Source organism: Kurthia zopfii (assembly GCF_003143955.1).
GTDB classification, from domain to species: domain Bacteria; phylum Bacillota; class Bacilli; order Bacillales_A; family Planococcaceae; genus Kurthia; species Kurthia zopfii.
The window spans coordinates 81251-105805 of sequence record NZ_QFVS01000001.1; the positions used below are offsets into that span (position 1 = coordinate 81251).

Consider the following 24555-nt stretch of genomic DNA (forward strand, 5'->3'; position numbering starts at 1 on the left):
TTAAGACTATTTATTTGAGGTGTAATCATATGATTCATAATAAACTAGCTATTAGCGTGATTTTATCACTAGGTATCAGTTTCGGGGTAGGAATAACAGCTCATGCACAGGATAAAGTGGAAGATGTATCAGTGTTTTATAAAAATGAAGTAGGTAAGAAATTAGTATTACAAAAAGCAGGGCAAGTAGATGCTCAATTGAATGAGATCGATGCAGTTGTCGGTGAATTTTCAAAAGCAGATCTTCAAAAACTAGAACAATCAAAAGATATTCAAGTTGTTCATACGAGTAAGAAGAAGTTACGCACATCAAGTAATTTCTTAGCCAACCCATTATCTATGTATGAAAGTAGTTGGAATTTAGATATGGTAAAGGCTAGTGAAGCATGGAATCAGCAATTTGATGGTAAAGGTGTAAAGGTTGGTATTATTGATTCTGCAGTTGCGCCAAGCAATTATTTAATCGATGTGAAGAAGAAGGATTTTATTTCAGATCGTACGCAAATTGATCATTCATTATATGCTGCAACGCATGGCACATTCGTAGCGGGGATTATCGCTGGTCAGCCTTCTAAATCAGGCGAGCTTGTAGGTGTGGCTCCTGGAGCTGATTTATATTCAATGAATATTGATGGTAAAGATGGAGCGGATTTAATCGATTTTATGGAAGCAATCGATTATGCAATTGAAATGAAATTAGATGTATTAAATATTTCGATGGGGATTTCTCAAGGAGATTTATTAGATCCAGGCGAGAAATTAGCAGATAGCCCAATATATATTGCTGTAAAGAAAGCGTTGGATCGAAATATATTGATCGTAGCGGCAACAGGTAATTACGGCAATTCGGTTGATTACCCTGCGGCGATTAATGGCGTAGTAGCTGTTGGCTCAGTTGATTCAAAAAAAGCTATTTCAAGTTTTTCGAATCAGGGGAAAGAGGTAAGTGTTGTTGCACCGGGAAGTTATATTAAGTCACTTGGTACTTCGAATAATTTTGAGTCGAAAAGTGGTACTTCCTTTGCGACACCTCATATTGCAGGTTTACTAGCGCTTTATAAACAACAATATCCGAAAGAGTCGAATGCACAAATTCGCGCGAGATTATTAAGTAATACGATTGATTTAGGTGCGAGTGGTTTTGATTCAACATTTGGAAATGGTTTAGCGGTTTATCCGAAAAATAATAATTCGGTGGATTATCCAGTAGTCCTTCCAGATAAAAAGCCAGTCGTTAAACCAAAAGTGGAAACAGCAGCTGAGAAATATGTACGTGTAAATAAGAAGAAAATTACGACTTCTGTTGCGACGATGAATAAAAAGAAAAAAGTGAATTTCTTAACGGAGTATGCGCCAATGTATTCTGTATATGGGAATCTTGCAGCAAGTCAGAAGAAAATCGTCCTAGCATATCGCAAACAAATTGGTATGACGGTTGTTTCGAGTACAGCAAAATCTAGTCGTGTGAAGGTAACGAATTTAACTTCGATTCATACAAAGAAAACTTCTCGTTTAACGTTTACAACTCCTTTGAAAAAGTCAACGGTGAAACGAGGCGCAGTTACAATGTATAAAGATGGCACGAAATTCAATTCATTCAATATGACGGTTACGACAAATGGGAAGTATGTGACGATTCGTCCAACGAAGGCGATGACAAAAGGTACGTATCATTTAGTCATCGATCCTGCGAAGATGCGCACGACGAAGAATAAAACAGTCAAACCATTTGATATTAAATATACGGTGAAATAAGAGAATAAGAAGAAGCCCCACATGATCGTGAAATCATGTGGGGCTTGTTTATGGATTCGACATATTAGAATGCAATTCACAGTTTTGAGATTAAGTGATTAAGTAAGCAGCAACTGGAGTCAGGCAGAAGCAAGAGTCCTCGCTATTTCTTTCATCCATTATTATTCACTTTGTATGAATTGAGTTTAACTAAAATTATCGATCATTATCGATCTCAACTGTACCGGAATCTATTGCATCACTGAATGATGAATCGATGATGATGGAATCGCCGTTGTTTGAACCGTTATTTCCTGGTGGAAGAGGGTCAGGCATAACACCAATTTCCGGAGCTTTATACGTAATTTTTGGCGTTCCTCCTCCACTACTTATAATGTTTTTAGCAATTAATGAACCAGAGAAAACTACTTCACCTTCAAACTTGATATTCGAGAAGGGAGCTAAGTAATAATTCTTAGTTGTAACTGGGGAGTTTTGAATAAGGCAATAATCAGATGAGTTAGAATTGTTATAAAGGAAAATATCTCCAGTTACTTTAGCTGTTTCAATATTAATACAACTATTGAAAGAGTATAAATCGGCTTTATAAACAATCTTATTAATCAGGTTTAAGTGGGACTTTCCTTTATAAAATATGTTAGTGTGTTCTCCGGTTAAACCAAGATTATTTGAAGCATTGAAAGAGTTTTCGATATATAAATTTGTATCTTTTGTTGAGTTAATTTTTGTGTCTACAGAGATATTTGTATCTTTTGTAAACAGGCTTAGATTCATTGAAGATTTTAATTCAGTATTATTAGTTAAGGAAAGGGCATTTGTATTGACAATTAAGTTATTTGAAGAAACAATCTTCGTTTCGTTACTTAGGTTAATTGAATCAGAGAAAATATTAAGTGGACCTGTTGAAGAAATATTACTTGTATTTGATAGACTGATTGTATTTACAACCAGATTCAAATTTTTAGAGTTTTTTAACGAAATATATTGAGAGTTATCTAAAGATATTGTGGACAATTCATTTGGTTTTTTCTCATCAACGACTATCAATGTGATGTTTTTATCGTCAATTTTTATTCCGTTTTTTAAGTCGTTTAAAAAAATTTTATAAATTCCATCTTCGCGAGAGTTATTCGCTTTATACATATTGAAATTTTGCAGTTTGCTTTTAAGGGCTAAATTACTGTTAAGTTCACTACGAAAAACATTGAATGACTCTTCTGGAAATACAGGCAATTTAGGGATTTTTTTGTCACCTTTAATAATATGCTCTTTTTTTACTGCAGCATCGAATGAATAACAAGTCGCTGGGTATCCAAAAGTATTTGAACATTTATTCTTTAGTGTGGGTGATTGTTCACTATACTTATATGACCAATTTCCCCAACCAAGGTTAAAAGGATAGTCGTTTGAATAGTTATTTTCATCATAAATGCCAATTTTACCTATGATTGCTGGAGTTGCGAACTCCATTTTCCCTAATGCATGAATTACATACTTTGAACCGCCTTTATTCTCATCTGGTTTTACTTCTGGTTTTTGTTCTTCAGAATTCACTGTTAGGTCATAGCTCATTGTTGATGTGATTGTTCGTTTTTGGTTATCGATCATGCCGACTGATTTAATTTTGTAAATGTAGTTTTGTACTGCTTTGGTTTGATTGTCGGTCGTTGTTTTTGCACCTGGTTTCGTCGTGTATTCCACAGTAACTTTTGCAGAAGCGTTATTCGTATCGAATACTTTGTCTGTACCATTGCTGTTTTTAGAATTATATGTTGTAGAAATGTTAATCTTAGGTGGTTGTTTTAATGCTTCTTCAAGCTTTGAATCTTTCCATCCTGCCGTATCTTTTCTAAATTGATCGGCAGCTTTTTTTATTTCGGCTTTTTTCAAGTTCATGCCAGCTTCAGCAATGTAATAGGCGGCTTGGTTTTCCTGTTCCTTATTCGCCATTTTTTTAGAGTTTCCAGTTGTAGCCATTAAACTGATTCCTAAAATGGATAAAACGGTAATTACTAAAACAGCAATTGCTAAGGCATATCCTTGCTCATTTCTTAGTTGTTTCATTATTTTTACCTCCTCGTTCGTAAATCATCGTTTTCACTTCATTACCTTCAACATCTATTAAATGAATGTATAAACTATCGGCATCATTTGTTTTCGGCTTGGGCAGTTCTTCACTACAGTTAGTACTTTTCTTTGTTTTTGGATTTGGATTCCCTATACAGATATTCTTGAACTTCGTTTGAAATAGTTCAGAATCACGTTCAATTTGATTGTTGACTATTTTATAGTTGATGTTTCCAACTTTGAACGACTCACCAGAAACCTGAAGTGATACCGATTTTCGAAAATCGCGTGTCATCAGTTTTGCGATATACGAAAGTTCATTTAGTGAGTTCGCATTTTTCGTTTGTGATTGATAATCTTTGCTCGAGGTTGAGAGCAAATTCCAAAAAGCTGTAGTGATCACAGTTAATAATACAAGCACTACTAAAACCTCTGTAAGTGTGAAACCTTTATTATTTCTCATATGAACACCTCATTAATCATCATCGTAATCATCATCGTCATCGTCAAATTTCATGAAAATCATATTTTCAAATTGAACTTTTGGTTTTTCAGTAATTTTTTTGCATCCAGAATTAGTAATATGTCCTTCATAAATATCAATTTTAATTTGTAACATACCTTCTTCGATGTCATCTGAATCTCTTTCTTTTAATTGCTGATCAAAAGTTGGGGCATTACTAATCGTTAAAATAATTGTTTCATTATTTTCGATTTTTGAAAATGTAGCAGTTGTAAGACCTTCGTCAAATTCAATTTCATCATCATCGTCAGATACGACACATTCGGGTCTGAAGTCTTTCAAAATATTTTCTTCGTCGTCGTCATCATCATCGTCGTCGTCATCATCATCGTCGTCGTCATCGTCATCTAAATCATTCGTCGATTTAATTCGGTTCGTAATATCTTCCATTATATTCTGTGCTGTATAAGTCGCAGTTACTGTCTTCTTAGATGATTCATTCGTCGCTTTACTCGATAGAAAAAGCGATGCAAAAGAAGTAAGGACAATCATTAGTAGTACAAATGCAGCGAGAATTTCGACTAAAGTGAAGCCATCCTCTTTTAATTGTTTCAAAATGCATTCTCTCCTTTATAAAGCTTTCATATTTAGAGTATATATATTCCTATGACATTAGTCAAAAAGACCTTTCAGTTAGTAAAAAGTAGATTTGTTTTTTAAAAACGTATGATAAAAGGTATAGCCTTTTGTTGTATTATACTGTATATTAGCTATAGTAAATACAATAAATTCCTGTAAAACGAGAATTGTATAGATGAATGGGGCTAATTACATGAGAATAACGAAGAAAATAGGTGTAACTTTCAGCTTAGTCGTATTTTCGCTCTTTTTATTAAATTCAGCGAATGTTTTTGCGTCATCTGTTAGCTCAAAAATTGGGCCAATTGATGTAAGTGGAATGTCAAAAAAGGAAAAGAATATAGAAGTTCGTAAAATCGTAGAAGGTTGGCAAAAGAATGATATTGCCATTCAAATAGGTGGAGATGAAATAACAGTACCAGGTACGGCTTTCAATTTTGATGCACAACGTTCAGTTGAGGCATTAGAAAATTTGCAAGAGAATCCCTGGTATGATTTTTGGTCGAAAACGCCAGCTGCTCAAACTGATTTAATCGTACATGCGACAGATCAACTTCGTACGGCGGTTGAAAATCGTGTTGGAAAAGATGAAATCGAAGAAAAAATGGACGAGTTATTATTGCAAGCAGGTCAATTGCCAAACCGACCTTTGAAATTAACAGTTGAACGATTTGAGTTTAAAGATGGCAAAGTAGTTTCAACTGCTGTCGTTCCGTTAAAACAATCAGAAGTTGCCACATTAACAGCTTATGCAAAACAAATAAACGGAAAAATCATTAAACCAAATGAAAAATTTTCATATATGAAGCATTTTGGTGCGCCACATAATATTCGTGTCGGAAGTTTAATGGCAACTGCACTTTATCAAAATGCTTTATCAATAGGATTTGATATTGATGAACGCAATCAAGCATTGGGGATTCCGAATTATGCAGATGCGGGTTATGAAGCGGTAATTAAAACAGGGAAGAATCAAGATTTACAATTTACTTCAACGCATGTAGCAAATGTGAAAGTGCAAGCGATTGTCGAAAAAAATCAATTGCTCGTTTCTTTCTATGTTGCGAAGGGCGATGTTGTAAATGATGTTCGTGTTTATGCCGTTGGGAAAAAACAAATCGAAGCGAAAGTAATTAATCGATATACGAAGGACCTATCTGTAGGGCAAGAACAAGTAGTGCAGCAACCAAAAGATGGGCTTGTAGTGAAAATCTACCGTCAAATTACTTCTGAACAATCTGGGAGAGAAAAATCAATCGTAAGTTCGAATTACTATGCACCGAAGCATAAGGTAATTTTGAAATCGATGGACCGTCCGAAACCAGAGCCGGAAGAGCCGATTATTGAGGAAGAAATTCCTTTAATCGATGAAGAGCCAGTTGCACCAGAATCTGAAGAACCGCCAGTAACTGAAGAAGTTCCTGAAGATTTATCGGATTTACCGAATCGACCGACTGCAGATCAACTTGAAAATGCAGATTTAGTTTATTCGGAAGATGATGATAGTTACTACTATATTTATACAATTGATAAAGAGAAAGGTGAGGGTGAGAAGTGATTCAAGGTCGAAGAAGATTAGGTGATTTATTAGTTGATGCAAAAGTAATCACAGAAGAACAACTTCAAGATGCTCTTGCCCGAAAAGAATCTGGTGAACGTCTAGGTGATGTATTAATTCGAGATCATCTTGTAACGGAGCAAACTTTAATTGAAGTGTTGGAGTTCCAACTGGGGATCCCACATGTAAGCTTAGGTCAGTTTCCGATTGATCCAGATATTATCCAACTCGTTCCGAAAGAAATTGCGAAACGATATTTATTAGTGCCGTTACGTAAAGAAAAAAACAAGTTATTTATTGCGATGGCAGACCCGATGGACTATTTTGCAATCGAAGAAGTTCGAATGTTGACTGGTTTTAAAGTTGAACCATGTATCGCTACAAAACAAGATATTTATAAAACGATTAGTAAATACTATGAATTACAAGCGACGATGGATGCAGCGATGAGTGATTTAATTGGTGATTCAGAAGATGAAAATCCAGATATCGTAGCAGATGATTCGCCGATTGTCGTATTAGTAAATCAAATTATTTCGGATGCAGTTGTACAAGGTGCGAGCGATATTCACTTTGATCCTCAAGATGCAGAATTCCGTATTCGTTTCCGTATTGACGGTGTATTAAAAACGGAGCGTTCATTGCCGAAATCAATGCAAAATATGGTAATCGCACGTATAAAAATTATGGGGAATTTGAATATTACGGAAAATCGTTTGCCACAAGATGGTCGTATTCAAATACAGGCACAAATGCGCGCAATCGATTTACGTTTATCTACTTTACCCACTATCTATGGTGAAAAAGTAGTTATGCGTGTTCTTGATACGAAAAATGCACAAATCTCAATTGAAAAATTAGGATTATCACAAGAAAATTTAACACGATTCCAACAGTTAATCGTTAAGCCGAATGGCATCGTATTAATTACTGGTCCAACAGGTTCGGGTAAATCATCAACGCTATCTGCAACATTAAATAGTATTAATAATGATGGCTTGAACATTATTACAGTAGAAGATCCTGTGGAATATCAATTGGAAGGTGTTAATCAAATTCAAGTAAAAGAAGAAATTGGTCTAACATTTGCGACAGGACTTCGCTCAATTTTACGACAGGATCCAGACATCGTTATGGTAGGAGAAATTCGTGATACAGACACAGCGCAAATTGCGACAAGAGCTTCATTAACAGGGCATCTTGTACTTAGTACATTACATACGAATAGTGCAATTGAATCGATTGCCAGACTGAAAGATATGGGCGTTGAACCATACTTAATTACTGCGTCTTTAGAAGGTGTTGTAGCACAACGTCTAGTTCGTAAAGTGTGTCGTGATTGTTCTACGGATCGAGAAGTAACTGCAACTGAATTAGCCGTATTACGTGAACATCAATTAACCGCAATGACGATGAAGTCCGGTAGAGGTTGCTCGGCATGTAATAACACAGGTTATAAAGGGCGTATGGCGATTCATGAAGTATTAGCTATTAATGAAGATATGCGTACAGCAATTTTAGAAAATAAAAACCGTTCGGCGTTATTAACAATTGCTGCAAATAGTGGCTTTAAAACATTAATGATTGATGGCTTGGAAAAAGCAATCGCTGGTTCCACTACAGTTGAAGAAATATTACGTGTCGTAGCAGATTAGGTAGAGGTGAGTACATGTCAAAAGATTTAATTGAATTATTAACACAGGCGGACGAATTGAATGCTTCCGATTTGCATTTGACTGTAGGAATACCACCTACTTTTCGAATAAATGGTCAGCTGCAAACATTTGATGAGCAAAAACTATTGCCTGACGATTTACAACGAATCGTATTACAAGCAATTCCTGAATTCCGTCGTGATGAATTTGAAGAGAAACGCGAATTGGATTTTAACTATTCTTTACAAAATCGTTGTCGATTCCGTATGAATGCTTATCATCAAAGAAATAGTCTGACGCTTGCAGCTCGTAAAATAGATGCTGTCATCCCAACCATCGAATCATTGAATATGCCGAATGTTTTATATGATTTATGTAAAAAACCTCAAGGACTTATTTTAGTAACAGGTCCAACAGGTTCGGGTAAATCAACTACTTTAGCGGCGATGATTGACTATATTAATCAAACGCAAGCGAAGCATATTATTACTTTGGAAGATCCAATTGAGTATTTACATGGACATCAAAAATCGATTGTCAATCAACGTGAAGTAGGTTCAGATACGCAAACTTTCGCAAATGGTTTACGAGCAGCACTTCGACAAGATCCAGACATTATATTAGTAGGGGAAATGCGAGATCTTGATACGATTTCTACAGCAATCACAGCTGCTGAAACAGGTCACTTAGTCATGGCAACTCTTCATACGAGTAGTGCGCCAACAACGATTGACCGTATCATTGATGTATTTCCACCTCATCAACAAGGACAAATTCGCATCCAATTGGCGAATGTATTACAAGGAATTATTTCACAAAGATTATTCAAACGAGTTGATCAAAAAGGGCGAATTGCAGCTACAGAAGTGCTAACGCATACACCTTCCATTGCCAACTTGATTCGAAATGATAAAGTTCATCAAATCGCAAATATATTACAAACTTCAAGAGCTTTAGGAATGCATACTTTAGAAGCTTCTATTCAAAAGCTGTTATCAGAGCGGAAAATCGATTTTGAAACAGCGCAAATTCATTTGAATACAGGTGAATATTAATGACAACTTTCAAATATATTGGTCGCTCAAAAAAAGGTGAACAAGCGAAAGGTACAGTTGAGGCAGATTCTAAATCAGCAGCAATTAAGAAAATTAAAGAGATGGGCATTAGCCCGCGAGAAATCACTGAGTCAAATAGTATTCTTCATATGGATTTAAATTTCGGAGCTGCTGTTAAGATGGAGCATTTCGTTATTTTCTGTCGTCAATTTGCCACTTTAATTCGTGCAGGTGTTTCGATTGTTGAATCTGTTCATATTTTGGCAAAACAAACAGAAAGTAAAATGTTGAAAAAATCTTTATTTGCCATTGAAGAAGATTTACGCGCAGGGATTTCATTTTCAACTGCGGCAAGTAAATTTCCGAAAGTATTTCCAACGCTTTTCATTAATATGATGAAAGCTGGGGAAGTTACCGGAAATATGGATGAAACACTTGAACGATTGGCTTCAAGTTATGAAAAAACATTTAAATTAAAAAAGAAAATTCAATCAGCGATGATGTACCCGATTGTACTGATCATTTTAATCTTATTTGTCGGCGCATTTATGCTTCTATGGTTAGTACCGCAATTTACGCAGAACTTCGAAAGTTTTGGAGCAGAATTACCAACGATTACTGTAATTGTTCTGAAATTTAGTGATGCATTAAAAGATTATTGGTGGATTTTCTTATCGGTCATAATCGCAGTAGTCGGAATCTTTATTTTCCTATTTAAAAATAATAAACAATTTCATTACAGCGTTTATTATGTCCTATTGAAATTACCGGTATTCGGAGCGGTTTTACAAAAGTCAGCAATTGCGAGAATGACGAGAACATTATCTTCTTTATTCAGCAGTTCGGTTCCAATTTTAAATGCATTGACGATTGTTGAAAAAATCTCAGGTAATCCAATTATCGAAGAAGTAATTCGCGATTCAAAAAAATCACTTGAAGCAGGTAGCTCTTTAGCTGACCCATTAGAGAAAAGTTGGGTATTCCCACCACTTGTAACGCAGATGGTATCGATTGGTGAAACGACTGGTTCACTTGATTATATGTTAGAAAAAATCGCGGAATTTTATGAGGATGATGTGGATCGAACGGTCGATTCATTGAAATCACTTATTGAACCATTAATGATTTTATTATTAGCCGGTATTGTCGGCTTTATCGTGGCAGCTATTATGATGCCAATGTTCAGTTTATACGACCAAATCTAAGATGTAAGTCAGTCCAGTTCATGCGCGCCTTGAAGGGAGGTGAACGGACGTTGCGCAAGCAGATCGGACGTACTTTCATCAAGGGTAAAAAAACTATAGGAGGGTTTCCATTGAGAAATCTATTAAACAAGAAATTAAACAATGAAAAAGGTATGACGCTAATCGAGTTACTAGCAGTAATCGTAATTTTAGCAATCATTGCATTAATCGCTATTCCAGCAATCGGTAACATCATTTCGAACTCGAAATCAAAAGCAATTTTAGCAGACGCAACAACAATTATTTCAGGTGCAAAAACAGCAATTGCTGACGGATCATGTACAGAAAGTGGTAAAACAACAACATGTACTGGTGAAAACTTAAAAGATTTCGTAGAGATTTCAGGTACTCCATTAGATGATACAAAAGATACTGTTGTAAAAACAAAAGCTGATGATGGCACTGTATCTTATAAAATCACGTATAGTGCTTTAAAAGAACTAAATGATAAGTACTCAAACTTAGTTGAAACGGGTAAGAAAAAAGGCGGTATTACAGCAGCTACACAAAAGCAAATTTCCACAGTAATGGGTAATAAATAATTCTAAATAGAAAACGGAGGGTTTCCAATGAGAAATCTATTAAATAAGAAATTAAAAAACGAAAAAGGTATGACGTTAATCGAATTACTAGCAGTAATCGTAATTTTAGCAATCATCGCCTTAATCGCTATTCCAGCAATCGGTAACATCATCTCGAACTCAAAATCAAAAGCAATTTTAGCAGACGCAACAACAATTATTTCAGGCGCAAAAACAGCAATTGCTGATGGTGCTTGTTCTACTTCAACTAAATGTACAGGTACAGAATTAAAAGATTTCGTTGAGATTTCAGGAACTGCATTAGTGGCAACTGACACAGTTACTAAAAATGCTGATGGTGGTTATACTATTGTGTACACAGGATTAAAAGACCTAAATGAAAAATATAAAGCAAAATTACCGGATAATTCAGAAAACAAAGCTACGCAAAAAGAAATCGCAACAGCAATGGGCGGTAAGTAATTTCAACTCATTCGTTTAGAGGCTGTCAGATGACAGCCTCGTGCCGAAGTAGTTGAAGGAAGTTAGGGGAAAACAGACTACTACAATGGATGGGAGAAATGGAGAAATCTATTACCATTAATGAGGAGGTTTTCCTATGAAAACAATTATTCGTCAAAAAGTAAGAAATGAAAAAGGTATGACATTGATTGAGTTATTAGCAGTAATCGTAATTTTAGCAATCATCGCCCTGATCGCCATTCCAGCTATTAGCAATATTATTTCAAATTCAAAATCAAAAGCTATTTTATCGGATGCAGCCATTATTATTAAAGCCGCGAAAATAGCAGTTGCAGATGGACATTGTACAATTCAGAACAAGAATAACTTAAAATGTTTTAAAGAAGATTTAGAACAATATGTGGAACAAACAAATCATAAGTTAGGTGAGAAAGATCTGGTTCGTCGAGATTATGTCCCAGAAGAAAATAAAGATATTTATTCTATTAATTTCTCTGAATTTGACAATTTAAATGATAAGTATTCAGACCTGCTAAAAGATGCTTCAGTTTCAGGTGGAGATGATATAGACGAAGCAACAGAAGAAGAAATAGCAACTGCGATGCAAGGGAAAAAAGTTGATCCAAACAAACCATAATCTCCACTCTTTCGTTTAGAGGCTATCCTATGATGGCCTCGTGCCAAAAGAGTGGATTTAAAAGAAGTGAGGGAATTAGTATGTTTTTTTCATCAAAAAAGAAAGTAGCGTTCACATATACAGATTATAAAATACAATTTTTCCGCTTCGTAGATAAAGACGTTGCAAAGGGAGAAGTTATCGAAGCGCCGTTAGTAGGGGGGACAGTTCGTGAAGGGCTGATTGTCGATGAAATCGTATTTTTTGATACATTAAAAGAAATGGTGAAAATCAATCATATAAAAGGCCATTCAGTGATTTATACAGTGCCGGATCATGCTGTGACGATGCGAAATGTCGAGCATCCAGAAGATTTACATAATCAATCTTTGAAGGAATATTTTGAGTTAGAAATTGGTGAAACTATACATCTACCTTTTGACGAACCGGTAATTGATGTTTATGACCCGGATCCAGAAGATCAGCATGCGATTTTATTTGCTTCAAATGGGATTGAAGTAATAAAAATGCAGCAACTTTTAAATGATGCTGGTTTAAAACCGATTGGCGCGGACATTAAGTCATTAGCGAATTTACGTCTTGCTGAGCAAATCTTCCCTTCATTAGAAGATCAAACAACGATGGTCGTTTCAACATTGATTAATGAAATGTCATTATCAATTTTTTCGAAAGGACATTTAGAGTTTTTAAGATTTCAATCGATTGAAACGGAATTAACGCAATGGCAGTTGAATGAGACGGAAAATGGCTTTACATATACGTATAACGGCAATTTAGCAGATTATAAAATGAATTTGATGGAAGCATTAGCGGAAATCGGGCGAATCATGAATTTCTACCGTTTTTCAGTAAGTAAGGATCAACGTCAAATCGAACAGATCATTTTGATGGGTGATTGTCCAGAAAATCAATATATTTATGATATGTTGTCGAGCCAATTTGAGTTGCCAGTATTTAAATTAGATGATTTAAAATTGAAACAATATTATCCGAACTATAATGCCGGTCATGCGGAATTACTAGGCTTAGCGTTACGTGCAGATCCATTTACGCAAGTACCACTCATTAATTTGATGCCACCTTTAAGAAGTGCGCGAAGTTCAAATAAAATTGGGATTTGGGCTGCTGCGATTTTAGGTGTTCTTTTCATTGCGGGTGTCGCAGTTTGGAATTACTCATTATCAACAGATGTTGCCGATTTACAGAAGGAAAATGAGGCGAAAGTTGCCGCTCTTGATGAAGCGAACAGTCAATTAGAGCAACTTCAAAGTTCAGATGGTGATTCATTAGAGGATGCGGTGAAAACGATTGAACAATTATCCTATCCTGTAACGCCGATCATTGCGGCTGTGAACAAAAATTTAGCGGACTATAATTATAAAACGAATTATGAATTTGCTGAAACTTCGGCAAAAGCAGTTATTCAATATGAAACATATTCTGAATTAGCGAATTACATCGAAAAAATACAGATGAATCCTATTTTTAAAGATGTAAAAGTAAATACGATCAATACGAAGAAACCGGGCAATGAAAATGATGAAGTCCAAATCGACGAAACGATTGATCGTCATATTGCTGAAATTGAACTTGATTTAAATCTAACAGCACTACAAGAGGAGCGTAATGATTAATGAAGAATAAACCAATCTTACTTGGACTACTACTATTCTGCTTAGTTGGCGCTCTTGCCTATGCAGTGTATACCTATATCATCGGGCCAAAATTCGATGAGAAAGCATCGCTACAACAATCCAATATCCAACTTATTTCGGATGTTGAAGATGTGAAAAATCAAATGGATGTCTTAAAAGAAAATCAAGAAAGTTTGAAAATGAATGAATCAGCCTTGCGTTTGAAAGTGCCAAAAACACGAGAAATCAGCCAAATTATAAAATTGATTGAACAATTTGAGTCGTTAAGTGAAACACATATTTCAAATGTCAGCTTTAATAATTATGATGAATCGGCAAAAGATGCGTTACAAAAAGATGATCAATCAATTTCTGAAGGGGATGTGCAAAATCCATTAGAAGAAAATGACGCTGAAAAAAAGGACGAAATTACGAATACGGAGCCTTCTTCGCCTATTTCAGAAAAGTCATTGCCAGCGGATGTGAAATTAGTTACTGTAGCATTAACGGTATCGGCAGATGAAGAACAAAACATCGTTGAGTTTTTAAAGGAAGCGGAGAAGAACCCTCGTCTAATCCGTATTGATTCTGTAGTTTATACAATCGAAAATCCAGAAGATGTCACTTCAAGTGAATCGGAGGAAATTACTACCGAGAAGAAATATCCTGTTTCAGCAACCGTTCAATTAACAACATTCTATTCGAAAGATATTCAGTAGGTGATTTTTTGGAAATTTATTATAGTATTTTCTTCTTTCTATTCGGTGCAGCATTCGGCTCATTTTACAATGTTGTCGGAATGCGTTGGCCGGCTGGGAAGTCGATCGTTCAACCAGGTTCGCATTGCGATGCTTGTCAAAAACCATTGATGGCGCTTGATTTAATACCCGTATTAAGCTATGTCCTTCTACGTGGAAAATGCCGTCAATGTGGCGAGAAGTTCGGTGCTTTTCATGCATTGATTGAATTATTCACGGGGTTATTATTCATTTTAGCTTATGTACATTTCGGCTTTACCGCTGAGTTAATAGTCGCATTATTATTCATTTCATTATTTGCTATTATTACGGTATCCGATATTTGCTATATGATCATTCAAGACAAGGTACTGTTAATCTTCGGTAGCCTAATTGTCATCGGTAGAATTATTTCACCACTCACACCTTGGTGGGACACGGTTGCTGGAGCTGTTTTTGGTTTTGGACTTCTACTACTCGTATCGATGTTCTCAAAAAATGGCATGGGTGGAGGCGATATTAAACTTTATTTCGTCATCGGTTTAGTACTTGGTGTGAAATTGACGTTTATCTCCATTTTCCTTTCATCTGTCATAGGATTAATCGTTGCGGTCTTTCTTAAAAGAGGCTTCGGTAAGACGATTCCATTTGGACCATCCATTGCTGTCGGCTCATTAATCGCTTATTTCTACGGCAGTGAATTATTTGATTGGTATACATCATTATTCTTCTAGCGGTTAGAAAACTTTGGAAGTCGGGTAAAGACTACAAAGTTTGACCGAAGGAGGAATTTGATGAAATCACAATGGGGTATTTTATTTGGACTATTATTTGCCATTATCGTAGCAGTTTTTGCTGTATTCAATGTCGACAAAGTTCCAGTGAATTATGTGTTCGGGGAAGCGCAATGGCCACTCGTACTCGTTATTTTAGGAGCTGCTTTACTCGGATCTTTATTAAGTATTTCATTTGCTTCATATAAGATTTTTGGGAAATCACGTCAACGTAAGAGTTTACAGAAGGAACTCGATGAAGCGAATGCGCGCAATCAAGTGTTGCAAACTTCATTAGATTCAACTGCACGTGACTTAGAACAACTGAAATTAAATTCAACTACAGCTACGCCGAAAGATTCAGGGCGGATTAATGTAAGGGAAGATGATTTACATTAAAATTAACCGTTTGAATGCCCAGTGCATTTGAGCGGTTTTTTCATGTTATACATATGTTTTACAACTTTGTTTCGTTATAATAGAAGGAAGGATGTGATGAGGAAAATGACAGAGAAAAGATGGATCATTGAAAATCCAGATGAGTCAAAAGTGAATCAATTAATGGACGAATTAAACATAAATACGATATCAGCGAAAATCCTTGTGGCGAGAGGATTTAGTGAAGTGGAAGAAGCAAGAGCCTTTCTACAAGTAGATGAAACTTCTGTCCATGATCCATTTTTATTAAATGGAATGAGCGAAGCTGTTGAGCGAATTAACAATGCCATTGAACAAAATGAGCAAATTCTGATCTATGGTGATTATGACGCGGATGGGATCACAAGTACAAGTGTTTTAAAGCACGCTCTACTTGAGTTAGGAGCTAATGTGGATCACTGTATACCGAACCGTTTTATTGATGGTTACGGCCCTTCTGAACGCCTTTTCCGTAAGGCTGCAGAAGATGGTGTGAAATTAATTATTACAGTGGATAATGGTATTGCAGGGAATGAACCGATCGCTATTGCGAAAGAGTTAGGTGTCGATGTCATCGTGACAGATCACCACGAACCTGCGAAAGAATTGCCGAATGCAGATGTCATCATTCACCCAAGAATTCCTGAAGGTCAATACCCATTCGGTGAACTTGCTGGGGTAGGTGTTGCATTCAAATTAGCACATGCACTTTTAGGTCGTTTCCCAGAGCATTTAGTAGAATTCGTTGCGATTGGAACGATTGCCGATTTAGTGCCGCTTTTAGATGAAAATCGTTATTTAGTGAAGCTAGGTCTAGAGAAACTTCAAACTACGCAACATGTTTCTTTGAATGCTTTAGCAAAAGTATCAAATGTACCATTGAACGAAATTACAGAGGAAACAATTGGTTTCTCATTCGGCCCTCGATTAAATGCCATTGGTCGTCTTGGTGAAGCTGCACCAGCGGTTGATTTCATGCTGTCACAGGATCAAGCAGAAGCAGCTCATATGGCGCAACAATTAGATGATAAAAATAAAGAGCGAAAAGATATCGTATCGACAATGACGAAGGAAGCAATCGAACTCGTTGAAAATATGGAGGAGATTAGCCAAGCTCAAGTTCTTGTCGTTGCAGAAGAAGGTTGGAATCCAGGGGTTGTCGGAATCGTCGCATCACGTCTTGTTGAGAAATATTATAAACCAACAATCGTCTTAGGGATCGACGTGGAAAAAGGGATTGCAAAAGGTTCGGCACGTAGTATTGAAGGGTTTAATATGTATGGTGAATTGGACCAAAATCGTGATGTATTAATCGCATTTGGCGGTCACCCGATGGCTGCAGGTATGACACTTGCGATGGAAGATGTCGATGAATTACGCGAAAGACTACACGCGCAATCATTAGTAAGTCTGTCACCGGAAGATTTGATTCCCATTTTAAAAATTGATGTGCCAGTGTCAATCGACGAAATTGATGTTGATGCGATTCAAGCAACGCGAAACCTTGCGCCATATGGAACTTCATTTGCGAAGCCTTTATACGGCATTCAAGAAACTGAAATTAAGTCGATGCGCAAAATCGGCGCCAATGAAGATCATATAAAAATGGACTTAGGTGAGAATGGGCAATCGCTTGCAGCAGTTGGCTTCCACAAAGGCTATTTAAAAGATGAATTGACGACGGGTGTGAAAGTATCATTTGCCGGTGATTTACAAATCAATGAATGGAATGGCAAAAAACTTCCGCAATTGATGATTTCAGATGTGCATACGGATGAATGGCAATTATTCGATTTACGTGGCGGAAGCAATAAAGTTTCTAAGTGGTTGCAAACGATTCCTATTGAAGAAACAACTTTTATTGCTTTCAAAAAAGATACGGTTGAATACTTCAAAACATTAATTCCGAAAGAAATTACTTTATATAATGAAGAAACGGAACAAACTTACTCGAAATTCTTAGTGCTGCTCGACTTACCTACGCATCAAGAACAACTTGCGAATTTATTGAGAACAGTTGAACCAGTGCGAATTTATGCGCATTTCTATGTCGCGAATCCTCATCTTTTTGAAGGTATGCCGACACGCGAACAATTCATTTGGTATTATTCATTTTTAAAACAAAGAAAACAGTTTAATGTTCGTCAAAACCTAAATGATTTAGCGAAACATAAAGGTTGGAGCCGTGCTATGTTGATTTTCATGACACAGGTGTTTTTTGAACTGAAATTTGTTACAATAGACGATGGTCTTGCAAAAATTGTAGATAATCCGGATAAGCGTGCGATCGAGTCTGCGCTTATTTACAAAGAACGCACGGAACAAGTGGCGCTTGAAGAGAAACTTCTTTATGCGCAATATAAGGATTTAAGAAATTGGTTTGAACAATGCTTTACGAAACAACCACTTTCTGAGGAGGAAAATTAAGATGGATTTAAAAAAATACGTAACAGTTGTTGAAGGTTGGCCAAAAGAAGGCATTTCTTTCAAAGATATTACAACAATCATGGATAACGGTCCTGCATACAAATATGCGACGGATCAAATTGTTGAGTACGCTAAAAAAGTTGGTGCTGAACTAATCGTAGGCCCTGAAGCTCGCGGTTTCATTACAGGATGCCCGGTTGCTTATGCATTAGAAATTGGTTTCGCTCCTGTTCGTAAACCAGGTAAATTACCTCGTGAAGTGATTTCACAAGAGTATGCACTTGAGTACGGTACGAATACATTAACAATGCATAGTGATGCTGTAAAACCAGGTCAAAAAGTATTAATCGTCGATGATTTACTTGCAACTGGCGGTACGGTTGAAGCTTCAATTAAGCTAATCGAGCAAATGGGTGGCGAAGTTGTAGGTTGTGCATTCTTAATCGAATTAGAAGACTTAAAAGGTCGCGATAAAATTGCGAAATATGATATCTTCACGGTTATGGAATATTAAGATTAAATAAGGAGTCCGTTTGAAAAGTTAAAACTTTTTGAACGGACTTTTACTTTTCTGACAATTTCGGTTGAATTTTAGCCCAAAACCTTTACAAACCATGCATTAGTTTTATACAATAAAAGTTATATCTAATCGGTAAATTTATGAAATAGGGTGAGCTAACATGGCGAAAGATCGAGTGATGACAGTAGAAGAAGTTTTTGAAATGCTTGCTTCATACATGAACAAAGAACATGTGGAATTTGTAAAAAAAGCATATGATTTGGCAGAGGACGCACATAAAGAACAATTCCGTAGTTCGGGCGAGCCTTATATACTTCATCCAATCCAAGTAGCGGGTATATTAGCCGAGCTTCAAATGGATCCTGAAACTGTTTCTGCAGGTTTTCTACATGATGTAGTAGAAGATACAGATTTTACGCGTGAAGACCTAGTAGAACACTTTGGCGAAGAAGTAGCCATGCTTGTCGACGGCGTAACCAAGCTCGGAAAAATAAAATTCAAATCTAAAAAAGAACAACAAGCAGAAAATCATCGTAAAATGTTCGTAGCGATGGCACAGGATATCCGTGTTATTTTAATTAAATTAGCGGATCGTCTGCACAATATGCGTACTTTAAAGCATTTACCAATCGAGAAGCAGCGCCGTATTTCAAAGGAAACACTTGAAATATTTGCACCACTTGCTCATAGACTTGGTATTTCTACAATCAAGTGGGAGCTTGAGGATACTGCTTTACGCTATCTGAACCCGCAACAATATTATCGCATCGTTAATTTAATGAAGCGCAAACGTGTCGAGCGCGAGCAGTATTTGAATTCTGTCATGGAAGAAATCGGCGATCAATTAGATGATATTAATATCGATGCAGAGTTATCGGGTCGTCCGAAACATATTTACAGCATCTATCGCAAAATGGAGATGCAAAACAAGCAGTTTAATGAAATTTATGACTTATTAGCGATTCGTTTGATCGTTAGTAGTATTAAAGATTGCTATGCGGCACTTGGCATCGTTCATACATTATGGAAGCCGATGCCAGGACGTTTCAAAGATTATATCGCAATGCCAAAACAAAATTTATACCAATCCCTACATACGACTGTCATCGGACCTTATGGAGATCCACTTGAAATTCAAATTCGTACAGTTGAAATGCATAATATTGCAGAGTATGGGGTTGCAGCTCACTGGGCTTATAAAGAAGGAAAAAATGTCGTTTCTGAAAAACAAGATATTAATAGTAATTTAACGTGGTTCCGAGAAATTTTAGAATATCAAAATGAATCATCTGATGCGGAAGAATTTATGGAATCATTAAAATTCGACCTTTTCTCAGATATGGTTTATGTATTCTCACCAAAAGGCGATGTGCTGGAACTACCAGCTGGATCTGTGCCAATCGACTTCGCATACCGCGTCCATTCAGAAATTGGGAATAAGACAATTGGTGCGAAAGTTAACGGCAAAATGGTTCCGCTTGATACAGAATTATTCACGGGTGACATCGTCGAAATCATGACGTCTAAACAATCATTCGGCCCTTCGCATGATTGGTTGAAAATCGCTCAATCTTCTCAAGCAAAACATAAAATTAAGCAGTTTTTCAAAAAGCAATCGCGTGAAGATAATGCGGATAAAGGACGTCGCTTAATTGAAGAAGAAATTAAAGCGCAAGGCTTCGATATTAAGGAAGTGCTTACGCAAGAAAACTTCAAGCGTGTTTGTGAAAAATTGAACTATAATAGCGAAGAAGATTTAGTAGCCGCAGTTGGCTTTAATGGTATGACGGCACAACAAGTTGTCAATCGACTCGCTGAAAAAATGCGTAAACAACGTGATCACGAAGAACAAATGGAGAAAATCTCAAAAGAGATGAGTACACCTAAAAATACGAAACCAACTGAAACGGGCGTCGTAGTTCCTGGTCTTGAAAATCTATTAATTCGTTTATCGCGATGTTGTCGACCTGTTCCGGGAGATGAAATCGTAGGGTTTATTACGAAAGGTAGAGGCGTTTCTGTTCACCGTGCAGATTGTCCAAATGTCGCGACATCTGAAGAGAAAGAGCGACTGATTGATGTGCAGTGGGGAACTGGTGGCGAGCAAGATACGAAGCTTTATGCAGTTGATATTGAAGTGACGGGGTATGATCGTCCAGGATTTATCGCGGAAGTCATGGCAGTTGTTGCTGAAACAAAAACATCGATTAGTGCAGTCAATGCGAAAGCAAATCGTGATAAAGTGGCGACCATTCATTTAACATTACAAATAAAAAATATTCCACATATGATGAAAGTTGTCGATAAGATCAAATCGATTCAAGATATATATTCAGTACAACGTGTCAATAATTAATAGGGGATGTAAGTTGTGAAAATTGTTTTACAAAAGGCTAAAAATGCTTCTGTAGCAGTAGATGGTTCAGTTGTAGGGAAGATTGCTGAAGGGTATGTTCTGTTAGTTGGAATTACACATGAAGATACAGAAGAACAGGCGGATCAATTAGCAAATAAATTAGTAAAGCTGCGTATTTGGGAAGATGAGGATGAGAAGATGAACCACTCGATTATCGATCATGGTGGCGATATTTTATCGATTTCGCAATTTACGCTTTATGCCAATGCGAAAAAAGGGAATCGTCCAAGCTTCACTGACGCTGCTAGACCTGATGTAGCAGAACCTCTATGGCATTATTTCAATAACAAGCTTACTTCTTTAGGAATGACAGTAGAAACTGGGGTATTCGGGGCGATGATGGATGTGTCGTTGACGAATATTGGACCAACGACAATTATTTTAGAAGCATAGCAAAACAAAAGCCCGAGTCGCAAATGCGATTCGGGCTTTGTAATTGAAGATTTTAAATGAATCTTATGATTGCATTAATCTCTTCCGTAGTATGTTTTTAATCCTGCAACTACGCCATCAGCAACAGTTGTACGGAATTTATCAGTATTTAAACGAGTTAATTCTGCTTTGTTAGACATGAATCCTAATTCTAATAAAGTAGCGAATACTGAGTTGTAACGAACTACATAGAAATCATAAGCTTTAAGCGTACGGTCTTTATAACCTGGGTATTCTTCTTTAATTGAGTCAACAACGCCTTCGTGAACTGCTTTTGCGAATTCTTTACTATTCGTTTTGTTCGAGTAGAAAGATTCGAATCCAGTAGCCGATGATGAAGCTGAGTTGTGGTGAACACTAATAAATGCGTTACCACCATTTTTAGAAGCGTATTTCGCACGTTGATCAAGTGTTAAGAAAGTATCGCCGTTACGTGTCATTAAGACGCGGCCACCAGCGTTTTGGATCGCCACTTGAATCGCTTGTGCAGCTTTAAGGTTTAAAGTTTTTTCGTTTACTTTATTACCGTTTAAATCAACACCGTAAGAACCGCCATCATGATTACCATGACCTGCGTCAACTACGAATGTAAGACCTTTTAATGAATCAGTAACTTCATCACCAACTTGGTCGATTGATTCAGTAATAATTGTTAGGTCAGTATTTGTAGAAACCCAACCTTTTTCTTTATTTGAGAATTGTACTTCAGCCCAGCCGTTGCTAGACATACGTAAGATTTCAGCTGTGAAACCAACGCCAACTTTACCAATTGATGGTGCAGCTACGTTTGGCATTTTACGAACGTTTAATGAATTACCATCCATTACTAAGTAGCTTTTCACATCTTCTTTTTCAGAAGTGAATGAGAATTTCTTCGTTGATTTAAATCCATAAGCGTTACTACCGTTGATCCAACCAGTTTTTGTACCGTATTTTACTTGGATCCAACCGTTACTGTTTTGTTTTAAAATTTGTACGCGTTTTTCAAAAGGAATTGTTTTTCCTAATGCTTTGTAAGACACACCTGCACCAGAACGCATAGAAAGTCCTGTAGGTTCTGTAATGTAGTAGTATGTCGTTACCGCTGGTGTAGAGTTTGTTGAAACTGACGGCTTTTTAACAGGTGTTAAATATTTTGAAGAAACATAACCTGTTTTTGAGCCTGACTTGATTTTGAACCAAGTACCTTTTTTAGATTGGTAAGTAACCGTGTTGTTTTTCTTTAATGCGAATAAAACTTTGTAATTAACTGACGGGCCAGTACGAACATTTAGCGTCGTCGATGTCACCTTATAACTTTTAGTTGCGGCTTCAGCACGATCTGGAGAAAGTGTGAAAACAGCAGAAAGTAGTAATAAAGTCACGACTAGCAATTTAGTGAAAATAGTGTATTTTTTAGCCATGATTCTCCTCCTTTACTATATTGTATAATTAATTAGGTCTAAAAAGCTACAATTATTATAAAAGGTTGACATATTAGGCTGAAAACTCTATCATATTAGTTAATCTGAAATAAACAAAAAACACCAATGACCAAGCAAGTAGCGAACTCTACTGCCTATTCAAGAGAGGAAAAGACGTGGCTGAAATCTTTTCTAGTAGGACGAGAATGTGAATAACACTTGAGAGGTTTTTCGTCGAAATGATTTTTCATAGTAGGCGAAGACGGAATCGGCCGTTATCCGATTTTAAGAGGATTTACGATTTTGTAAATCAACTAGGGTGGAACCGCGGAAGACTATACAGCTCTCGTCCCTTGCATACGATGCAAGTGGCGAGGGCTTTTTTTAATTCCGAAAAATGTAAATTCAGTAAACTTTGATGAAAGGAGTTAATCATATGAGCTTTAAAGTACCTAGAGGAACACAAGATATTTTACCTGGCGAATCAGAAAAATGGCAGAAAATCGAGGGGATTATGCGACATCTTTGTCATGTCTATCGTTACCCAGAGCTTCGTACGCCAATGTTTGAATCAACTGAACTTTTCCAACGCGGTGTAGGTGATTCAACAGATATCGTTCAAAAAGAAATGTATACATTCGAAGACCGTGGTGGCCGTTCATTAACACTTCGTCCTGAAGGAACTGCTTCAATCTCACGTTCTTATGTAGAACATAAAATGTATGGTTACGCAGATCAACCTGTGAAAGTTTCATATTTAGGGCCAATGTTCAGATATGAGCGCTCTCAAAAAGGTCGTTACCGTCAATTCGTACAATTTGGTGTAGAGGCGATTGGTTCAAAAGATCCTGCTGTTGATGCAGAAGTTATTGAATTAGCGATGCGCGTCTATCAAGAAGCAGGTTTGAAGCATTTAAAACTTGTGATTAATTCATTAGGGGATAAGGAAGTACGTGATGCACATAGAGATGCATTAATCGCACACTTTGAACCACATATCGGCGAATTCTGTGCAGATTGTCAAAAACGTTTGCAACAAAATCCACTGCGTATTTTAGATTGTAAAGTTGATGCGGCCAATCCACTGATTGAACAAGCACCTCAGCTTACAAACTATTTAAATGAAGAATCAGCAGCATATTTTGATCAAGTGAAGAAATATTTAGACGCTTTAGGCATCGACTATGTAGTGGATCCTAATTTAGTACGTGGTTTAGATTACTATAACCACACTGCATTCGAAATTATGAGTACTGCAGAAGGCTTTGGCGCAATCACAACTCTTTGTGGTGGTGGTCGTTACAACGGTCTTGTTGAAGAAATCGGTGGTCCGGAATCACCTGGTATCGGATTCGGTATGAGTATCGAACGTCTACTTTTAGCTTTAGAAGCTGAAGAAGTTGCACTTAATATTGAAAACGACTTAGATTTATTCATCGTTGCGATGGATGAGGATGCGAAATTGAAAGCGGTAGAATTAACAAGCTCATTTAGAGTGAAGGGGATTGCTACTGAGATCGATTACGCTGGTCGTAAGATGAAAGCGCAAATGAAAGCAGCAGACCGTTTAAATGCTAAATATGTCATCGTTTTAGGTGGATCTGAATTAGAAGAACAAGCAGCTAACGTGAAAAACATGGAAACAGGCGATCAAGAAAAAGTGCCATTCCACGATTTAGTAAATTACTTGCTTGCACATAAATAATACTGGAGGAATTAC

21 protein-coding genes and 1 other annotated feature are annotated in these 24555 nt (G+C 36.7%); of the genes, 17 read left to right on the top strand and 4 right to left on the bottom strand.

Annotated features, from left to right (window positions below):
- Window positions 1-29 precede the first annotated feature (29 nt).
- Window positions 30-1754 (top strand): S8 family serine peptidase, encoded by a 1725-nt coding sequence (locus DF281_RS00400; protein ID WP_109348277.1) that lies wholly within the window; start codon window positions 30-32, stop codon window positions 1752-1754.
- A gap of 195 nt (window positions 1755-1949) precedes the next feature.
- Here the strand turns inward: DF281_RS00400 and DF281_RS00405 are convergent, their stop codons facing one another.
- Genes DF281_RS00405 through DF281_RS00415 form a run of 3 tightly spaced genes read right to left on the bottom strand, consistent with a single transcriptional unit; the run spans window position 1950 to window position 4899 of the window.
- Window positions 1950-3818, bottom strand: coding sequence for a PilX N-terminal domain-containing pilus assembly protein (locus DF281_RS00405; RefSeq protein WP_109348278.1), 1869 nt, complete (start codon window positions 3816-3818; stop codon window positions 1950-1952).
- Window positions 3799-4284, bottom strand: coding sequence for a prepilin-type N-terminal cleavage/methylation domain-containing protein (locus DF281_RS00410; protein ID WP_109348279.1), 486 nt, complete (start codon window positions 4282-4284; stop codon window positions 3799-3801). Before DF281_RS00410 ends, DF281_RS00405 begins: the two co-directional genes overlap by 20 nt.
- Window positions 4285-4296: 12 nt before the next feature.
- The gene (locus DF281_RS00415; protein WP_109348280.1) at window positions 4297-4899 is read right to left on the bottom strand and encodes a type IV pilus modification PilV family protein; all 603 of its coding nucleotides are present in this window, start codon (window positions 4897-4899) and stop codon (window positions 4297-4299) included.
- A gap of 217 nt (window positions 4900-5116) precedes the next feature.
- On the opposite strand from DF281_RS00415, the gene DF281_RS00420 reads away from it, so the two are divergent.
- From DF281_RS00420 to dtd, 15 genes are all read left to right on the top strand, one after another.
- Complete coding sequence (locus DF281_RS00420) at window positions 5117-6481, top strand: G5 domain-containing protein (RefSeq protein ID WP_166636035.1); 1365 nt, start codon at window positions 5117-5119, stop codon at window positions 6479-6481.
- Window positions 6478-8136: a GspE/PulE family protein gene (locus DF281_RS00425; RefSeq protein ID WP_109348282.1), complete on the top strand. Its 1659-nt coding sequence runs from the start codon at window positions 6478-6480 to the stop codon at window positions 8134-8136. The genes DF281_RS00420 and DF281_RS00425 overlap by 4 nt, the downstream gene beginning before the upstream one ends.
- 14 nt (window positions 8137-8150) lie before the next feature.
- Window positions 8151-9191: a type IV pilus twitching motility protein PilT gene (locus DF281_RS00430; protein WP_109348283.1), complete on the top strand. Its 1041-nt coding sequence runs from the start codon at window positions 8151-8153 to the stop codon at window positions 9189-9191.
- Complete coding sequence (locus tag DF281_RS00435) at window positions 9191-10396, top strand: type II secretion system F family protein (RefSeq protein ID WP_109348284.1); 1206 nt, start codon at window positions 9191-9193, stop codon at window positions 10394-10396. Before DF281_RS00430 ends, DF281_RS00435 begins: the two co-directional genes overlap by 1 nt.
- Before the next feature lie 110 nt (window positions 10397-10506).
- The gene (locus tag DF281_RS00440) at window positions 10507-10977 is read left to right on the top strand and encodes a prepilin-type N-terminal cleavage/methylation domain-containing protein (RefSeq protein ID WP_172461965.1); all 471 of its coding nucleotides are present in this window, start codon (window positions 10507-10509) and stop codon (window positions 10975-10977) included.
- A 27-nt stretch (window positions 10978-11004) separates the two neighbouring features.
- Window positions 11005-11439: a prepilin-type N-terminal cleavage/methylation domain-containing protein gene (locus tag DF281_RS00445; protein ID WP_109348286.1), complete on the top strand. Its 435-nt coding sequence runs from the start codon at window positions 11005-11007 to the stop codon at window positions 11437-11439.
- A gap of 136 nt (window positions 11440-11575) precedes the next feature.
- The gene (locus DF281_RS00450; RefSeq protein WP_109348287.1) at window positions 11576-12076 is read left to right on the top strand and encodes a prepilin-type N-terminal cleavage/methylation domain-containing protein; all 501 of its coding nucleotides are present in this window, start codon (window positions 11576-11578) and stop codon (window positions 12074-12076) included.
- Window positions 12077-12156: 80 nt separating this feature from the next.
- Window positions 12157-13710 (top strand): pilus assembly protein PilM, encoded by a 1554-nt coding sequence (gene pilM / locus DF281_RS00455; protein WP_166636036.1) that lies wholly within the window; start codon window positions 12157-12159, stop codon window positions 13708-13710.
- Window positions 13710-14429 carry a hypothetical protein gene (locus DF281_RS00460; RefSeq protein WP_109348289.1) on the top strand — a complete coding sequence of 240 codons (720 nt, stop codon included), beginning with the start codon at window positions 13710-13712 and terminating at the stop codon, window positions 14427-14429. Before pilM ends, DF281_RS00460 begins: the two co-directional genes overlap by 1 nt.
- Before the next feature lie 8 nt (window positions 14430-14437).
- Window positions 14438-15181, top strand: coding sequence for a prepilin peptidase (locus tag DF281_RS00465; RefSeq protein WP_109348290.1), 744 nt, complete (start codon window positions 14438-14440; stop codon window positions 15179-15181).
- Between the two features lie 60 nt (window positions 15182-15241).
- Window positions 15242-15619: a LapA family protein gene (locus DF281_RS00470; RefSeq protein WP_109348291.1), complete on the top strand. Its 378-nt coding sequence runs from the start codon at window positions 15242-15244 to the stop codon at window positions 15617-15619.
- A gap of 105 nt (window positions 15620-15724) precedes the next feature.
- Complete coding sequence (recJ, locus tag DF281_RS00475) at window positions 15725-18064, top strand: single-stranded-DNA-specific exonuclease RecJ (RefSeq protein WP_109348392.1); 2340 nt, start codon at window positions 15725-15727, stop codon at window positions 18062-18064.
- A gap of 1 nt (window position 18065) precedes the next feature.
- Window positions 18066-18578, top strand: coding sequence for an adenine phosphoribosyltransferase (locus DF281_RS00480; RefSeq protein WP_109348292.1), 513 nt, complete (start codon window positions 18066-18068; stop codon window positions 18576-18578).
- A 166-nt stretch (window positions 18579-18744) separates the two neighbouring features.
- Window positions 18745-20940, top strand: coding sequence for a RelA/SpoT family protein (locus DF281_RS00485; protein WP_109348293.1), 2196 nt, complete (start codon window positions 18745-18747; stop codon window positions 20938-20940).
- A gap of 15 nt (window positions 20941-20955) precedes the next feature.
- Window positions 20956-21393, top strand: coding sequence for a D-aminoacyl-tRNA deacylase (gene dtd / locus DF281_RS00490; RefSeq protein WP_109348294.1), 438 nt, complete (start codon window positions 20956-20958; stop codon window positions 21391-21393).
- Between the two features lie 74 nt (window positions 21394-21467).
- On the opposite strand, the gene DF281_RS00495 is transcribed toward dtd, so the two are convergent.
- Window positions 21468-22835: an N-acetylmuramoyl-L-alanine amidase family protein gene (locus tag DF281_RS00495; RefSeq protein ID WP_109348295.1), complete on the bottom strand. Its 1368-nt coding sequence runs from the start codon at window positions 22833-22835 to the stop codon at window positions 21468-21470.
- 117 nt (window positions 22836-22952) lie between these two features.
- Window positions 22953-23192: a binding site (T-box leader), on the top strand.
- Window positions 23193-23271: 79 nt separating this feature from the next.
- Between DF281_RS00495 and hisS the strand changes: the two genes are divergently transcribed.
- Window positions 23272-24540 (top strand): histidine--tRNA ligase, encoded by a 1269-nt coding sequence (gene hisS / locus DF281_RS00500; RefSeq protein ID WP_109348296.1) that lies wholly within the window; start codon window positions 23272-23274, stop codon window positions 24538-24540.
- The last annotated feature ends 15 nt before the right edge of the window (window positions 24541-24555 follow it).

Coding starts and splice junctions, on each gene's coding strand:
- DF281_RS00435 (WP_109348284.1), top strand. CDS start 9,191: ATGACAACTTTCAAATATATTGGTCGCTCAAAAAAAGGTGAACAAGCG.
- DF281_RS00430 (WP_109348283.1), top strand. CDS start 8,151: ATGTCAAAAGATTTAATTGAATTATTAACACAGGCGGACGAATTGAAT.
- DF281_RS00420 (WP_166636035.1), top strand. CDS start 5,117: ATGAGAATAACGAAGAAAATAGGTGTAACTTTCAGCTTAGTCGTATTT.
- hisS (WP_109348296.1), top strand. CDS start 23,272: ATGAGCTTTAAAGTACCTAGAGGAACACAAGATATTTTACCTGGCGAA.
- DF281_RS00485 (WP_109348293.1), top strand. CDS start 18,745: ATGGCGAAAGATCGAGTGATGACAGTAGAAGAAGTTTTTGAAATGCTT.
- pilM (WP_166636036.1), top strand. CDS start 12,157: ATGTTTTTTTCATCAAAAAAGAAAGTAGCGTTCACATATACAGATTAT.
- DF281_RS00450 (WP_109348287.1), top strand. CDS start 11,576: ATGAAAACAATTATTCGTCAAAAAGTAAGAAATGAAAAAGGTATGACA.
- DF281_RS00445 (WP_109348286.1), top strand. CDS start 11,005: ATGAGAAATCTATTAAATAAGAAATTAAAAAACGAAAAAGGTATGACG.
- DF281_RS00405 (WP_109348278.1), bottom strand. CDS start 3,818: ATGAAACAACTAAGAAATGAGCAAGGATATGCCTTAGCAATTGCTGTT.
- DF281_RS00480 (WP_109348292.1), top strand. CDS start 18,066: ATGGATTTAAAAAAATACGTAACAGTTGTTGAAGGTTGGCCAAAAGAA.
- DF281_RS00470 (WP_109348291.1), top strand. CDS start 15,242: ATGAAATCACAATGGGGTATTTTATTTGGACTATTATTTGCCATTATC.
- DF281_RS00410 (WP_109348279.1), bottom strand. CDS start 4,284: ATGAGAAATAATAAAGGTTTCACACTTACAGAGGTTTTAGTAGTGCTT.
- DF281_RS00460 (WP_109348289.1), top strand. CDS start 13,710: ATGAAGAATAAACCAATCTTACTTGGACTACTACTATTCTGCTTAGTT.
- DF281_RS00495 (WP_109348295.1), bottom strand. CDS start 22,835: ATGGCTAAAAAATACACTATTTTCACTAAATTGCTAGTCGTGACTTTA.
- recJ (WP_109348392.1), top strand. CDS start 15,725: ATGACAGAGAAAAGATGGATCATTGAAAATCCAGATGAGTCAAAAGTG.
- DF281_RS00400 (WP_109348277.1), top strand. CDS start 30: ATGATTCATAATAAACTAGCTATTAGCGTGATTTTATCACTAGGTATC.